The 14,438-nt window shown below is 71.3% G+C and carries 10 protein-coding genes and 1 pseudogene; 8 read left to right on the top strand and 3 right to left on the bottom strand.

The features are described 5' to 3' along the window. The first annotated feature begins 1,502 nt into the window (after nucleotides 1-1,502). Nucleotides 1,503-2,099, top strand: a complete 597-nt coding sequence (locus ACZ4W9_RS37560) for an SRPBCC family protein (protein ID WP_467943644.1) — start codon at nucleotides 1,503-1,505, stop codon at nucleotides 2,097-2,099. A gap of 37 nt (nucleotides 2,100-2,136) precedes the next feature. After that, the gene (locus ACZ4W9_RS37565) at nucleotides 2,137-4,449 is read left to right on the top strand and encodes an FdhF/YdeP family oxidoreductase (RefSeq protein ID WP_467943646.1); all 2,313 of its coding nucleotides are present in this window, start codon (nucleotides 2,137-2,139) and stop codon (nucleotides 4,447-4,449) included. Nucleotides 4,450-4,905: 456 nt separating this feature from the next. On the opposite strand, the gene ACZ4W9_RS37570 is transcribed toward ACZ4W9_RS37565, so the two are convergent. Then, nucleotides 4,906-5,538, bottom strand: coding sequence for a TetR/AcrR family transcriptional regulator (locus tag ACZ4W9_RS37570; protein ID WP_467943648.1), 633 nt, complete (start codon nucleotides 5,536-5,538; stop codon nucleotides 4,906-4,908). A gap of 99 nt (nucleotides 5,539-5,637) precedes the next feature. On the opposite strand from ACZ4W9_RS37570, the gene ACZ4W9_RS37575 reads away from it, so the two are divergent. Then, complete coding sequence (locus tag ACZ4W9_RS37575) at nucleotides 5,638-6,570, top strand: NmrA/HSCARG family protein (protein ID WP_467943651.1); 933 nt, start codon at nucleotides 5,638-5,640, stop codon at nucleotides 6,568-6,570. Nucleotides 6,571-6,823: 253 nt separating this feature from the next. Then, nucleotides 6,824-7,345: a DUF6233 domain-containing protein gene (locus tag ACZ4W9_RS37580; RefSeq protein ID WP_467943653.1), complete on the top strand. Its 522-nt coding sequence runs from the start codon at nucleotides 6,824-6,826 to the stop codon at nucleotides 7,343-7,345. Between the two features lie 653 nt (nucleotides 7,346-7,998). On the opposite strand, the gene ACZ4W9_RS37585 is transcribed toward ACZ4W9_RS37580, so the two are convergent. Further along, nucleotides 7,999-9,216: a chitinase gene (locus tag ACZ4W9_RS37585; RefSeq protein ID WP_467943655.1), complete on the bottom strand. Its 1,218-nt coding sequence runs from the start codon at nucleotides 9,214-9,216 to the stop codon at nucleotides 7,999-8,001. A gap of 545 nt (nucleotides 9,217-9,761) precedes the next feature. After that, a complete protein-coding gene (locus ACZ4W9_RS37590) occupies nucleotides 9,762-10,700 on the bottom strand; it encodes a LysR family transcriptional regulator (RefSeq protein ID WP_467943657.1) in 939 nt (312 codons plus the stop codon). A gap of 85 nt (nucleotides 10,701-10,785) precedes the next feature. On the opposite strand from ACZ4W9_RS37590, the gene ACZ4W9_RS37595 reads away from it, so the two are divergent. The 4 genes and pseudogenes from ACZ4W9_RS37595 to ACZ4W9_RS37610 form a co-directional block, all read left to right on the top strand. Next, on the top strand, nucleotides 10,786-11,706 hold the full coding sequence (locus ACZ4W9_RS37595) for a PhzF family phenazine biosynthesis isomerase (protein ID WP_467943659.1): 921 nt from the start codon (nucleotides 10,786-10,788) through the stop codon (nucleotides 11,704-11,706). Between the two features lie 200 nt (nucleotides 11,707-11,906). Further along, entirely contained in the window at nucleotides 11,907-12,134 is a 228-nt protein-coding gene (locus tag ACZ4W9_RS37600) for a hypothetical protein (protein ID WP_467943661.1), read from the top strand. A gap of 637 nt (nucleotides 12,135-12,771) precedes the next feature. Continuing rightward, a complete protein-coding gene (locus ACZ4W9_RS37605; RefSeq protein WP_467943663.1) occupies nucleotides 12,772-13,599 on the top strand; it encodes a class I SAM-dependent methyltransferase in 828 nt (275 codons plus the stop codon). Nucleotides 13,600-13,931: 332 nt separating this feature from the next. Then, a pseudogene (locus ACZ4W9_RS37610) lies at nucleotides 13,932-14,333 on the top strand (helix-hairpin-helix domain-containing protein); the annotation flags it as partial. Nucleotides 14,334-14,438 lie beyond the last annotated feature (105 nt).

Genomic DNA, 14,438 nt, shown 5'->3' on the forward strand with positions numbered 1-14,438 from the left:
CGAGCAACGGCGTGCCGAGGGTCTGCCGGTGGAGTCGTCGGCCGGGGCTCTGCCGGACGAGCGGCGCGAGCAGCCGGAGGACTGCGACCCCGCCTGGTGCCCGAGCCGGCCGGTGGAGTGGCAGCGCTGCTTCCACCTCGCCCGGCTCCACCTGGAGGCCGGCCACCCGCTGCCCACGTCGCCGGGCGACGTCGTGCACCAAGGCGAAGACTCGGACGGTGGGTACGCTCCGTTCGGCTCAGGTGGGACAACCTCACCACCGCGCAGCAGTGGCTGTGCGAGCACGTCCTCGGGATCAAACCCGCGGCCGAGGACGAGAAGCCGCCCCCGCGGCGTACGCAGGCCGACAAGTGGGCGATGAACTACCAGGCCGCCAAGCGGTTCTACGAACGCGAGGGACACCTCCGCGTGCCGCGCAAGCACATCGAACGAATCGCCGTCAGCGGCGGGAGCGGCAGAGGCGAGGTCCAAGAGGTCGGGAGCTTCGGCTCGGAGCATGGATCAGCAACCAGCGCAGCAGAGCCGCGACGCTGTCCCCGGAACGGGCAAAACAGTTCTCCGCCATCGGCATGCGCTGGGCGTGATGGACATCGTCGTCACCGGGGGCGTCGCGCTCGCGGCGGGCTCTCCGCCCGAGGCCTGCGGCATCGCCGAATATCACCCGAACAGCGGCTTGCTCCCGCGCCGGAATGAGCATCGTTCCCCCGCTCAGGGCAGGCTGGTCCAGGAGGTTCTGCCACCGTGTTTTCGTGACCGCTGTCGCCGAGAGGGTTCGGTCATGCGGTAGGTGGCGCTGAACGAGCGCATGCCGCCGTTGTGGTGAGAGGTGCGGGTGGGGTACTCCCAGACGTAGACGCGCGGTTCTTCGCGGCGCCGCTGCCGGCAGTGCGTCGGCTCGGGGGGAGTCGCGGTCCTGTTCGCCTTGGCCGTGGCAGGCGCGTAGCAGGACGCCGTTCCAGTCGCCGAGGCCGGGGCCGTCACCCATCACGCCGACGAGGAGGAACGCACCGTCCATAACGGTGTGCGTGATCAGCGGCCTCGTGTGGGAGCGCAGCCGTGACACCGATACGCACTAACGGGCCAGGCCCCGGCGTGGGAGCACGGCCGGATCACCGCGCGCTACGGCGACCTCGTCCACGCCGGACGCACGTGCGCCGAGATCCTCGTGCTCTCCCAAGGCCGCTGGCGCCACTGGAGCACATCCCTCGGCCAGCGGAGCGCCGCGGCCACGGTGGAGCGGCGCTCCGGGGCACGGTGAGTGGCGGGTGGCCGTGTCCAGGGGTAAAGCTGGAGGTGTCCGCCGGGCAACGGGAGAAGCCCGTGAGCGGCGTTCCTCTCGGTGCCTCGGGTCCGGCGCTCTTCTCGCGGCCGGGTCCACGCCCGGGAACGCCGGTGCGGTCGGGTGACTCGAAACCCGGGATCGGGGAACCGGAAGTGGTGCCGTGACCCATGAGGGGAGGACGGGTGCCCCGACGCCCGGCTTTCTCACCGGAAGAAGGACCATGATGGCGCACGAAGAGGACGACGGGCGTACCGACGGCGACGGCGTCACACGCCGCCGTCCGCTGCATGAGTGGCACGTCGACGAGACGGTCGAGGTCGCGGTGCCGGTCCGCACGGCCTACAACCAGTGGACGCAGTTCAAGACGTTCCCGCGCTTCTCGGCCGTGGTGCGCGACGTCGAGCAGGTCAGGCCCACCGTCACCACGTGGACCATCGGCTACGGCCTGCTGCGCCACCGTTTCCCGGTCGAGATCGTGGAGCAGGACCCCGACGCCTACCTGGCCTGGCGTGGTCTGGAGCAGCACCCCACCCACGAGGGCGAGGTCGAGTTCAGGCCCACGGGGTCCGGCGGCACCGCGATCACGGTCCGGATGCTCCTGCGGCCGCACGGGGCCGCGAAGGTCCTCACCCGCTCCCCCGGGGTCACGGGGCTGACCGCCCGGCTGGTGCGCGCCGAACTGGTCGACTTCAAACACTTCATCGAGGGGCTCGGTCAGGAGGGCGGTGCCTGGCGCGGCACCATCCGCAACGGCCGCGTCCAGCACGACACCCCGGAACCGCCCAGGAGCCGTGTCGCCCAGTGGCCCGTCGGCTGACCCGCCCACCCGCACACGGCAAGAGAAAGGCCAAGTGATGCAGAACCCGCCCGGTCAGGAGCCGGAGACCTCCCTCTCCGTGACACCGCCGAAGAAGTGGGCGGCCGGGGTCCCCGCCGTCGTGCACGCGCTGGAGTACTCCCTGGAGCAGACCTCCCCGCGCAAGACCGGGGTCGACCTGCTCACCATGAACCAGGTAGGCGGGATCGACTGCCCTGGCTGCGCGTGGGCCGACCCCGCCCCGGGCCGGCGCCATCGCAACGAGTACTGCGAGAACGGCGCCAAGCACATCAACGACGAGGCCACGACGCGCCGGATCACCGCCGACTTCTTCCGCGAGCACAGCGTGTCCGATCTGGCCGCCCGTTCCGACATGTGGCTCAATCAGCAGGGCCGGCTCACCGAGCCGATGATCAAACGGCCCGGATCGGACCACTACGAGCCCATCGGCTGGAACGACGCCCTCGGCGTCCTCGCGCAGGAACTCAAAGGGCTGGACTCGCCCGACGAGGCGGTCTTTTACACCTCCGGCCGGGCCAGCAACGAAGCCGCTTTCGTCTTCCAGCTCTTCGCCCGGGCCCTGGGCACCAACAACCTGCCCGACTGCAGCAACATGTGCCACGAGTCCAGCGGCTTCGCCCTGAGCGAGACGCTCGGTGTCGGCAAGGGCACCGTGAGTCTCGACGATCTCCACCACGCGGACCTGATCTTCCTGGTGGGGCAGAACCCGGGCAGCAACCACCCGCGGCAGCTCTCGGCCCTGGAGGAGGCCAAGCGCAACGGCGGCCGCATCGTGGCGGTCAACCCGTTGCCGGAGGCGGGGCTGCGGCGCTTCAAGAACCCGCAGAAGCCGAGCGGGATCGTGGGGCGGGGCACCCAGATCGCCGACCGCTTCCTGCACATCAAGCCGGGCGGGGACCTCGCCCTGTTCCAGGCACTGAACCGGCTGCTGCTGGAGGCGGAGGACGCGCGTCCCGGCACCGTCCTGGACCACGACTTCATCAACGCCCACACCTCCGGTTTCGAGGACTTCGCCCGGCACGCCCGCACCGTCGACTGGGACGACGTGCACGCGGCGACGGGACTGACCCGTCTGGAGATCGAGAAGGTCCGCGACGAGGTCCTGCGCAGCGAACGCGTCATCGTGTGCTGGGCGATGGGCATCACCCAGCACAAGCACGGCGTGCCCACCATCCGGGAGATCGTCAACTTCCTGATGCTGCGCGGCAACCTGGGGCGCGCGGGTACGGGCGCCTGCCCGGTGCGCGGCCACAGCAACGTCCAGGGCGACCGCACCATGGGCATCTGGGAGCAGATGCCGGACACCTTCCTGGACGCCCTGCAAAAGGAGTTCGGCTTCAACCCGCCGCGCCCGCACGGCCTCGACTCGGTGAACTCGATCAAGGCGATGCTGGAGGGCCGCATCAAGGTCTTCCTCGCCCTGGCCGGGAACTTCGTGCGCGCGGCGCCCGACAGCGAGGTCACCGAGAAGGCGATGCGTTCGTGCCGGCTGACCGCCCACATCTCCACCAAGCTCAACCGCTCGCACACCGTCTGCGGCGACACCGCCCTGATCCTGCCGACGCTGGGGCGCACCGAGCGAGACGTCCAGGCCGACGGCGAGCAGTTCGTCACCGTCGAGAACTCCATGAGCGAGGTACACACCTCCCGAGGGCGGCTCGAACCGGCCTCGCGCATGCTGCTGAGCGAGGTCGCCATCCTGTGCCGGCTCGCCCGGCTGACCGTCGACGGAGTGGGGGACATCCCCTGGGCCAGGTTCGAGGGCGACTACAACACCATCCGCGACAGCATCTCCCGGATCGTGCCGGGCTTCCACGACTTCAACGCCCGGGTGACCCGTCCGGGAGGCTTCCAGCTGCCCAACCCGGTCAACGAGGGCGTGTTCAGGACCGAGACCGGCAAGGCCCGGTTCAGCTGCAACGAGCGGGTCGTCCCCCTGGCCCCCCAGGGGCACCTGCTGCTGCAGACCCTGCGCTCGCACGACCAGTGGAACACCGTCCCGTACACCAACAACGACCGCTACCGCGGCATCCACGGCAGCCGCCACGTCGTCCTCGTCAACCCGGCCGACCTGTCCGAACTGGGCCTCGCCCGCGGCGACCGGGTGGACCTGGTGAGCGTCTGGGAGGACGGCACCGAGCGCCGGGCGGAGAACTTCGAGGTCGTGCCCTATCCGGCGGCCAAGGGGTCGGCCGCCGCCTACTACCCGGAGACGAACGTCCTGGTGCCGCTCGACAGCGTCGCCGACATGAGTAACCAGCCCACGTCGAAGGGCATCGTCGTCCGCCTGGAACCCACGGGCGACCGGTCCCGCCCGGCACCCGTCTGACCGGGACCGGGACGGCCGTACCCCGGGCGGGGCCCGCGGACTCACGGCCGTGACGTGCCGGCGACCGGAGTCAGGGGCGTTCGTACGGCTCAAGCAGGCCGCCTACGGACCAAGCGGCCGTCGGCGACGGGAAGGGGGGGCAGCGGTGAGGTCGGCGGCAGCGTGGAGCGTGACGCCGTCGATGTCCGCCAGGCGACGCCCTTGGCCGATGGCCGCGGCCTCGGGCGACCGGCCATAGGGCCCTCCCCGCGACCGACAGGGACACCGTTGACGAGACCCCGGCGGCGCGGGCGGGCTCCCGCCGCCGACGTAGAAGCGTACATACGCACTGCCCGCCCGACGCTCTACCTCGCGGAGGGCGTCCCCGCGCCGGCGGCGGCGTTCGTCGCCGCCGGCGACTGCGCGGCCCTGCCGCCCGGGGTGACGGATCTGCCACTCCCCCTCGGGGGCCGGCAGTCACACTCGCTCGTTCGGCAGGCTTTCTGTCACCAGTGCCGAAGAGCCGGAGTTCCCGGGCACCCCAGCGGTGCCGTGCCCGGGGCTGAGCCCTTCCACAGCGAGACGGAAGAGACGGCCGGCCTGGGCGGCGGGGTCCTCGTGATGCTCGGTGGCCAGGGCGATGCCGACAGCGAGGGTCAGCAGGTCATGGAAGGTGACATGCGGCGCGACCGCCTTGTCGCGAATGGCTCGCTGGAGCAGGGGATTCCCGGCCGCCTCGATTCTTTCGCCACAGGAGTGCGGGGAGGGTTCTTCGGTGGGGGGCTCGTAACTGAGGACGTTGGCGAATCCGCGGGCCGAGACGGCATAGAGAACGAGAGCGCGGAGCCACTCCAAGAGGGCGGTGCGGCTGTCCTCGGCCTCACTCAGCCGGTAGGCATGCTCGCACAGAACTTCGATGCGCTCCCGGAAGACGGCTTCAAGGAGGGCCCGACGGGTGGGGAAGTGGCGGCGTACGGTCGCCGATCCGACGCCTGCGGTCCGGGCGATCTGCTCCTGGGACGCGTCGGCACCGTGCGCGGCGACCTCGGCTTCGGCGACAGCGAGGATGAGCCGGTAATTGCGCCGGGCGTCTGAGCGTTGGCCGGTCATGATCTCCCTATTGCTAAACAGCGGACCCCGCCATATCGTAGCGGCAGGTAAACGGCGGGCCCCGCCGTTTTCTTCTCCGGTTCGTGAGGAGCAGCGGCCATGCCCGTCGTCAGCGATACCGTCCTGGTCACCGGAGCCACCGGACAGCAAGGCGGGGCCACGGCTCGCGCACTCCTGGCCGCCGGGATACCCGTACGTGCGCTCGTACGCGATCCGGAGTCGCAGCCCGCACGGGCGATCGAGGCGCTGGGCGCCGAGCTGGTGCGAGCGGACCTTTCCGACCGGGCCACCCTCGGCCCGGCCGTCAAAGGGGTCCGCGCCGTGTTCTCCGTGCAGATGCCGCCGATGACCGAGACCGGTGTGGACTTCGCGGGCGAGCTCACCCACGCCACCAACCTGGTGGACGCGGCGAAGGCCGAGGGAGTGCGACAGTTCGTGCAGTCCTCGACCAGTGGAGTCGGTGAGCACACCCAGGCCCCCGGTTGGGCCGAAGGCCGCTGGGCGGCGATGGCCGACTACTTCCACACCAAGCAGGCGATCATGGAGGCGGTACGCGATGCGGGCTTTGCCCGCTGGACGGTGATCAAGCCCGCCTTCTTCATGGAGAACCTGCCCCAGCTGGCGCCCCGGGGGCCCCGCGGGGGCCTGCTGACGGTACTGAAACCGGATACCGAACTGGCCCTGGTGGCCGTACGGGACATCGGCACGGCCGCGGCGCACGCCCTCCGAGACCCCGACCGGTTCCACCAGGTGGAACTGGAACTGGCCGGTGACCTACGCACGATGGAACAGATCGCGCAGACCTTGTCCGCCGCCTGGGGTGTACCTATGAGAGCGCCTTCCATGAGCCTGGAAGAGGCCCTCGACGCGGGCATGCCGAAGTGGGGAGCCGGACACGAGTGGAACAACGTGGTCCTCCAGCCCGCCCGGCCCGAATTCGCCCAGGAGTTGGGCATCCCGATCACCACCTTCGCCGAGTGGGCGGACGAGCATCTGACACCCGTGTCCGGCCATGGGCATCCGGCGCTGTGACCTTCGGCAGCGCCCACCGGGGCGGATGCCGGATCACCGGGCACCCACTGGCCCGCCTGCCATTCTGTACACGGAGACGGTGACGACCGACCACGGGTTCGTCCGCGCAACCGCTACCTGGTCGAAGCCGGCGGTGACAGCAAGCCTGCTTATGTGACATGGCCGCAGCCTCGGACGTCTCCGCTGTGGACAGAGTCCGCGTTCGTGCAGGTCACGGCGGGTGACGCTGGGCGGCGGTGTCTACGGTGGGGGCATGCTGACACCTCCTCCGCCCGCCCCTGAGCAGGCCCGGATGCCGGTGCGGGGCCTCCTGTCCGGCGGCCAGGAGGCCGTCGCGCGGCTGCGGGCGCGCCGCCGGCTGCCCGACGGCCGGCGCTACGACGTGGGCATCCCCGTCTACGAGAACGGGCCCGGGGACAGCGTGGAGGCGGCCGAGTACCGGGTCTGGGTGCGGGCACGGAGCACGTGCCGTCCGTGGCCGGCGTCTCGTACGACCAGGTGCCCACCGAGTACCTGCCGAAGCCGTCGGTCGTGGACCAGGCCCTCGGGCCACGCCGCCCGCCGGGGCGGGCGACGGCGAAGGCCGGCGGCAGCGGTCCCCGGCCGGGGTGGCGTCGTGCACGCCGTCGACTGCGACGAAGCCCTGACCCGGACGCTGGTGCTGACGTTGGAGCAGTCCCTGGACGTGGCGCAGCAGCCGCCCGTCCGGCTCTGCTCACTGTGCGGCACGGTTGCCGAGCTGGACCCCGTCCTCAAGGGCTTCAGCGAGCAGTAAGTCGCGGGTCCACACGTCGCGGTTGAACCACTCGCGATGTCCGGCTGCGTCTCGGTGATGGTGCGCATCCGGGACTGCCAATGAATAAGCATGAGTTGAGCGTCGTCTTCGCCCCCGTCTGCTCGGTCGGATGTTTCTCTCCCGGTGACCGTCGGCAGGGTCGTTGTGGGGCAGGCCCGCAGGGCGGGGACGGAGCCACCGCACGCGGACGGAGCGGACGTGCAGCGCCGGGAGTGGTGTGTGCCGCCTGCTGGGGGGCCGGCCAGCGCCCGGAGATGGTCCGGTACGCGGCGATCAGGCCGACGGTGATCAGAGCTGAAGCGGGCGGGCCGGCCGAATTGTTGACGGCCGGGCGGATGTCTGCGGCCTACGACCGGCCCCCGCACACGTCCGCGGTGTTCGCCTGCGCACAACCGGGACAGCCAACCAGTGTTCGTTGGATCGGCGACTGCCGGGCGTAAGGGTTCGACGGGGTGTCGCTCAGGCAGTGGTCGACCGACCAGACCAATGGGCGAATGGCTGCGAATCAACGGGGACTCGGCGGTGGAGCTGGAGCGCCGGGGGCCGGGCTCGGCCCCCGGCGTCGCGCGCGGGGTGGCCGGGGCCGGGGATTCGTTCAGCGTGACGGACGGCCGAACCGGTCACTGAGTGCCTCAGCAGGCGCCCTCGTCCTGCCACGGCCCCCACTGCGAGGCGCCGGGCGTCTCGTTCTGGGTCCACCACTTGGCCTTCCAGTTGTGCTTGCCGTACGAGACCTCGGCACCGGCCGTGTACGCCGTCGCGGCGCTCCAGGCCGACTCGCAGGAGGCCGGGGTCGTCGGGGTCGGCGTGGGGGTGGGGGTGGGCGTGGTGGTCGGCGGGGTGACCCCGGCGAACTTCACGGAGTACTTGGCGAAGTCCCAGGCGTTCTGGGCCACGCTGGAGCAGGTGCCGGACGTGCGGCCGCCGTTGTCGGCCGGCGTACACTGCCGGTCGCGGTTCAGCGACCAGAACGTGAACCGGTCCATGTGGTGGTCGGTGGCGTAGTCGAGCACGGTCTGGAAGTCGGCCTGGGCGAAGTACTCACCGGTGTCGCTGCGGCCGTTCATGCCCGAGAAGCCCTCGTGGGCGTAGGCGGTGGCCTCGTCCCAGCCGAAGGTGGACCGGAGCACGCCGTTGAACTTGGTGAGCGCGGCGGTCTGGCTCGCCGCGCCGTTGAAGCCGCCGTCGAACGGCATGATGGAGAAGTTGTTCGGGGTGAACCCCTGCGCCTTGGCCTCCAGCAGCATCTGCTTGCCGAACCAGCCGGTGCCGTCCGCCGTGCCGGCCGTGGTCACGGACACGTACAGCCCGGGGTTGTTCTGCTGGAGGATCTTCGCGGCGCCGATCTCGTTCCTGATCGCCGCGGTGTTCTCGTACTCCGGCTCCTCCAGGTCGAAGTCGATGGCGCGCAGCCCGTACTTGGTGATGACCTGCTGGTAGGCCGCCGCCGTGGACGCCGGGTCCGCGCAGGCCTGGCCGAGCTTGGTGCCGCCGTAGCCGCCGATGGAGACCGAGACGTCCCCGCCCTTGGCCCGGATGGTGTCGATCACCGACCGGACGGCGGTGTCCGAGCCGACCGGCGCCGTGCCGTCCCAGGTGGGCGTGCAGCCGCCGCCGCTGGGCGCGAGGACGAAGGCGAGCTGGAACGCCTTCAGACCGGTGGCGTCCATGATGGCGGCCGGGTCCGGCGGGTCGTTGTCCAGCGGCATCAGATAAGGGGCGGCGGCGTACCAGCGGTTGTCGAGCGCGCTGGTCGCGCCCGAGGCGCTGCCGGCGACCAGCGCGGTGGCGCCGGCAGCGGCGAGGCCGACGGCCGCCGCCGCACCCAGGCATGCCCGAAGACGTCTCATGTGTGCCTCCAGAGGGAAGGGGGGACCCCAGAGCGGGGAGCCCCACCCTCCGGGAGCTGTTGCGGCCACGTCAATGATTTGGACTAGACCAACTTCCTCTTTGGACTAGACCATACGTTTCCTTTACCTCGCGCCTACCAGGCGCGGCGCGAAGGCCGCACGGCGGTTATCGGTGCCGCGGGCGCTGCACTTATCGACTGCGGTTCCAGGCGCTCGTGCTCCCCCGCACAGCGGCACGGGCGGCATTGTGCCGATTGTGGTGCCGGCCGGTTCCTCCCGGCAGCGCGCGGTCACCAGCAGCGCATAGTCCGTCGCCGCGCCGGGATCAGCATCGACAGAATGCCCTGCACCTGTCCGTCCCCGCGTACCAGGCCGTGGCCGGCCTGCACACGATCGCACGGGCCACCCGGAGGCGAGCGCCGCGCCGGCGATGACGACGAACGGCACCAGCAGCGGTTCTCGGGGGCCGACTGCCCCGGACGACCCCCTCGCCACCGATCTTCGGCGGCGCGGGGGCGGACCGGATCACCGACGCATCCGGCCCATCACGCCTCCCCAGTTGCCGCTGGATGCCCGATGTCCCCGTCTTCGGCCTGTGCGAGGTGCCGGACGAGGGCTCGGGCGACCTGGCGCGCGGCGGGCGCCGCCCAGCGCCGACGGTGCCGGGCCAGTCGTACGGGTACGTCGGCGAGGGGCGGCCCGGCGAGGGCGATCCGACGCAGCCGTTTGTCACGCAGGTGCTCGGCGACGGTCGTCGCCGGCAGCAGGGTCAGGCCCAGGCCCGCCGCGGCGCAGGAGCGGGCCGCGTCCACGCTGCCGAACCGGGTGACTCGCGGGCCCGCGCCGGGCGCGGAGCGCAGCCGCCGTTCGAAGGCATCGCTGTACGCACAACCCTCCTCGAGGAGGAAGAAGTGCTCCCCCGCCAGATCGCTCCAGGCCGCCGGGCGGTCACGGCCGGCCAGCGGATGGCCGGGGGCGGCGACGAGGGCGAGGGCCTCGCGGGCGACTGGTTCGGTGGCGATTTCGGGGGACTCGACGTCCTCGGCCATCAGCAGCGCCAAGTCGAGGCGGCCGGAACGCAGTCCCTGTACGCACTCTTCGGTGCCGGCCGCGTGCAGGTCGATGTCCACGCCGGGGTGTTCAGCGCGCAGGGCTGCGATCACGACCGGCAGCCGGGTGGCGCACAGCGATTCGGGCGTGCCGACCACCACCCGTCCCGCGAGGGGCCCGTCCTCGCCGGTCGCGGAGCGCAGCCGGGCCACGGCGTCGAGCACCATCTCGGCCTCCTGCAGAAGCCGCCGGCCGACCTCGGTGAGCGGGGCCCCGGAGGGCAGCCGGTCGAACAGCGGCACGCCGAGGTCGCGTTCGAGGGTACGGATGTGCACGGTGACCGTGGACTGCGCGAGGTGGAGCTCGGCCGCGGCGGCGGTGAAGCTGCCCGTGCGGGCGAGCGTGGTGAAGGTCGTCAGCAATCGTGTGTCCACCCTCCGCAGCCTATGCGGAAAGCCGATGGGATATATCACAAACCATCGTTGGACTCGATGGGAGGAGGGTGACAGGGTTTTCCTCATGACCGACGACACGATCGCCACCCGCACCGCCACCGCGACCATTGCCCCGTCCCACGGCGGCTCCGGCGCGGTCCCCGAGATCCTGCGCTACTCCGCGTTCACCCGCACCCCGGAGGGCGGCAACCCCGCCGGGGTCGTGCTCGACGCCACCGGGCTGGACGCGGCGGCCATGCTCGCCGTGGCCGCCGAGGTGGGGTATTCGGAAACCGCCTTCGTCACCGCCGCCGATCCGGACGCCCGGCGTTTCACGGTGCGCTACTTCAGCCCGCTGGCTGAGGTGGCCTTCTGCGGGCACGCGACGGTGGCCCTGGCCGTCGCCCTCGCCGACCGGCTGGGCCCCGGAGATCTTCTTCTGGACACCCCGGCGGGCGTCATCGCGGTGACGACCACCGCCGACGGCGCGGGAGCGGTGCGCGCAACGCTCACCAGCGTGCCGACCCGGTCCCGCCAGGCGTTCACCGCCGAGCTGGAGGCCGCCCTCTCAGCGCTCGGCTGGAGCGCGTCGGACCTCGATCCCGCGCTGCCGCCGCACGTCGCCTTCGGCGGCAACGACCACTTGGTGCTGGCCGCGGCCTCCCGCGAACGGCTGGCCGCGCTCGACTACGACTTCGACGCGCTCGCCGAAGTCATGCGCCGGCACGGCTGGACCACCATCGACCTCGTGTGGCGCGAGTCCCCCCGCCGCTTCCACGCCCGCAACCCGTTCCCCGTCGGCGGTGTCGTGGAGGACCCGGCGACGGGCGCGGCGGCAGCTGCGTTCGGCGGCTACCTCCGCACCCTGGGGCTGGTCACCGAGCCCGCGGACATCACAGTGCGGCAGGGGGAGGACATGGGCCGCCCGAGCGAGCTCGTCGTCGGCGTGACGCCCGAGGACGCCCGGGTCCGGGTCACCGGCACAGCCGTGCGTCTCCCCCACTGACGCCCCCCGGATACGGCGAGACGGAGTCGCGCCGCCACGACCGCGCCGGCATCTCCCGAGCCGAGCGCACTGTTGCATGTCGCCTCGGACCGTCCTGGGGTGGGCGGTGATCGGATCAAGAAGGGCCGCCAGCTGAACGTGCCCGCAGCGCGTTGGCCGCGGCGGCGGGCGCGCCGGCGCTGGTGCGGGCCTACGTTGCGGTGACGGAGGCGAGGACATGGGCGTACCACGGGGACGGCTCGCAGTCCCTGGCTGCGGTGGAGCGGGCGGAGCGGGCGCGTGCCGCGCTCGACGAGGACGGGCATGGGTCGGATCCGCGGTGGCTGGCGTGGCTGGACCACCCAGGGCTGGAGGGGCAGGCCGCGTGGGCACCGGCGATGGCCGGGCTGGCCGAGGCAGGCAACGAGGCTCTGACGGCTTCGCGGTAGGGCCCTCGGCGTTGGGCAGTCAGATCCCAAGCTCCGCCCCAGCACCCGGCCTGCGCACTGGAACGCGGCGGCTGGCTACGACCGGCACGCCTGCATGCGACAGGTCCTGACTGGGCGTCGCAAACATAGCGCCCGGAGGGAGGAAGAGCGCCTGGCTGACGAGAGGGAACGGGTGTTTGGCGTGTAAGCAGTAGCTGACCGTCCGTCCGTCTGGCAGGGCTCACCGGCTGGCGCAATCGCAACCTCACCCTGCCGCCAGCGGGCCGGACGTCGGCCAGGCCGGCTCCGTCTTCCTCTGTCTTCGGCGAGCGGGGCTTACGGCTGCACGGTCTCCGTCTGGTGCTGTCCTCCGGTGCGCGGCGGCGAGGTGCTGCGCAGCGACGGCCCATTCGCGGAGAGTTCTCACCTATGCCTGCATATGGAGGCTGCCCCACCCAGGGCTCGGCAGGAGCGAGGCCCGAGGCGTCGGCCGTTTCGTCGCCGCGGACCAGCAGCCTGTACGTCATGTGTCCTGCCCGTCCTCATCAGCTTCCTCTACCTCCTCACCGACGAACGGGGAGCGGCCGGGTCGACACCCGGCACAACACTTTTCCGGTTTTCCTCCCCGCGCGCGGCGGGGGCGCGGTTGGATGTCCTCATGACCTCCGCCGAGCACGCGCGGCTGATGCGCGCCAACCAGGCGAACTGGGACGCCCGCACTCCGGTCCACGTCAGCAGCCGGTTCTACGGCCTGGGCGAGGACCTGGATCCGGAGCGCTGGTTCGCCGCGTTCGAGTGGGAGGACCTCGGCGAGTTGTCCGGCCGTGACGTGCTGCACCTTCAGTGCCACCTCGGCACGGAGACGCTCGCCCTCGCCCGGCGTGGAGCCCGGGCGGTCGGCCTGGACTTCTCGGCGGCGTCCGTGACGGCCGCGCGGGGCCTCGCTGTGAAGTCGGGCCTCGACGTCACCTACGTCCAGGCCAACGTGTACGACGCCGTGGCGGCGCTCGAGGGCCGACGGTTCGACGTCGTCTACACCGGCAAGGGCGCCCTGTGCTATCTGCCCGACCTCGAACGGTGGGCGGATGTCGTGGCCAGGCTTCTGCGGCCGGGCGGGCGGTTGTACGTCGTGGAATTCCATCCGCTGCTCAACGCGCTCGGCACGAAACCGGGTCCGGGTGAGGGACCGGAGCTGCTGCTGCGCCACGACTACCTGGGGGGCTCCGGTCCGGTGCACCGGGATGCCACCTACACCTACACCGACGGCCCGGCCGTCGAGGGCGCCACGGACAGCTACGAGTGGATGCACGGAGTAGGAGAGGTCGTGAACGCGTTGACGGATGCGGGAATGGGCGTCCGGAGACTGCGGGAGAGCGACGAGCTCCCGTGGCCGCGCTGGCCGCGGATGGTCCGTACGGACTCTGGTTGGTGGCGGCTGCCCGAGCCGCGGATCCCCCTCTTGTACGGTCTGCTGGCCGTTCGTTGAGCCTCCTTACCCCGGCAGCGGTACAGTGCGAGCAGCACGCGTGCTTGCCCCGTTCGGGGTGCCGGTGCCATGTCCGTCGGCTGATCGGCACGTCACTTTCCGGTTCGAACACCGGCCGGACGATCGCCCCGCATCAACCGGCGACCGGTAACTGGACGCGATAAAGCCCGACCTCCACCTCCCGCCGTCGTGGTCGGCGACCAACGCGGAGGACGTGCGTCACCGAGGCGGCGCACGGCGCGCTCACGGACCGTGGGGCCGGGGGGCAACACGCCTGCCAGTACGCGCGTCGCGGGCGTCGTCGTGTCCGCCGTCGAGGAGGTCCTCGCGCGCGACAGGAGGTCGTCGCCCTCCGCGCCGAGGCGACGTCAATTCCCCACGTCGAGGCCAAGCTGATAGCCGCCCTGGAGGCCGCCAAGCGGCAGCCGCTCTTCCGCGTGCTGTGCGCGCTGGGCATCCGCGGCACCGGCCGCTCCATGTCCCGCCGCATCGCCCGGCACTTTGCCACGATGGACCTGATCAGCGCCGCGGACACGGAGGTGATGCAGCGGGTCGAGGGGAGCGGCGCGGAGAAGGCCCCGGTCATCGCCGCCGGCCTCGCCGAACTCGCCGAGCGGATCGACCGTCTCGCGGCGGCCGACGCGGGCCCGTCGGCCGGGATGGGCATCGTGGTCACCGGTGCGATGACCGGCCCTCTCGCGGACCTTTCCCGCGACCAGAGGAACGAGCTAATGCTCTGACCGCATAGACACCTCAGGCGCTCAACACGTCAAGCTGCGGGGGCGAGTTCGACGGGGAAGGCGGTGTGCTCGTCGAAGAGCTTGCGGTGCTGAAGGCAG

The organism is Streptomyces sp. NPDC029296 (assembly GCF_055569255.1).

Excerpts from the sequence above, each read along its gene's own strand:
- ACZ4W9_RS37560 (WP_467943644.1), top strand. The coding sequence starts at position 1,503 with ATGATGGCGCACGAAGAGGACGACGGGCGTACCGACGGCGACGGCGTC.
- ACZ4W9_RS37565 (WP_467943646.1), top strand. The coding sequence starts at position 2,137 with ATGCAGAACCCGCCCGGTCAGGAGCCGGAGACCTCCCTCTCCGTGACA.
- ACZ4W9_RS37570 (WP_467943648.1), bottom strand. The coding sequence starts at position 5,538 with ATGACCGGCCAACGCTCAGACGCCCGGCGCAATTACCGGCTCATCCTC.
- ACZ4W9_RS37585 (WP_467943655.1), bottom strand. The coding sequence starts at position 9,216 with ATGAGACGTCTTCGGGCATGCCTGGGTGCGGCGGCGGCCGTCGGCCTC.
- ACZ4W9_RS37595 (WP_467943659.1), top strand. The coding sequence starts at position 10,786 with ATGACCGACGACACGATCGCCACCCGCACCGCCACCGCGACCATTGCC.
- ACZ4W9_RS37575 (WP_467943651.1), top strand. The coding sequence starts at position 5,638 with ATGCCCGTCGTCAGCGATACCGTCCTGGTCACCGGAGCCACCGGACAG.
- ACZ4W9_RS37605 (WP_467943663.1), top strand. The coding sequence starts at position 12,772 with ATGACCTCCGCCGAGCACGCGCGGCTGATGCGCGCCAACCAGGCGAAC.
- ACZ4W9_RS37580 (WP_467943653.1), top strand. The coding sequence starts at position 6,824 with ATGCTGACACCTCCTCCGCCCGCCCCTGAGCAGGCCCGGATGCCGGTG.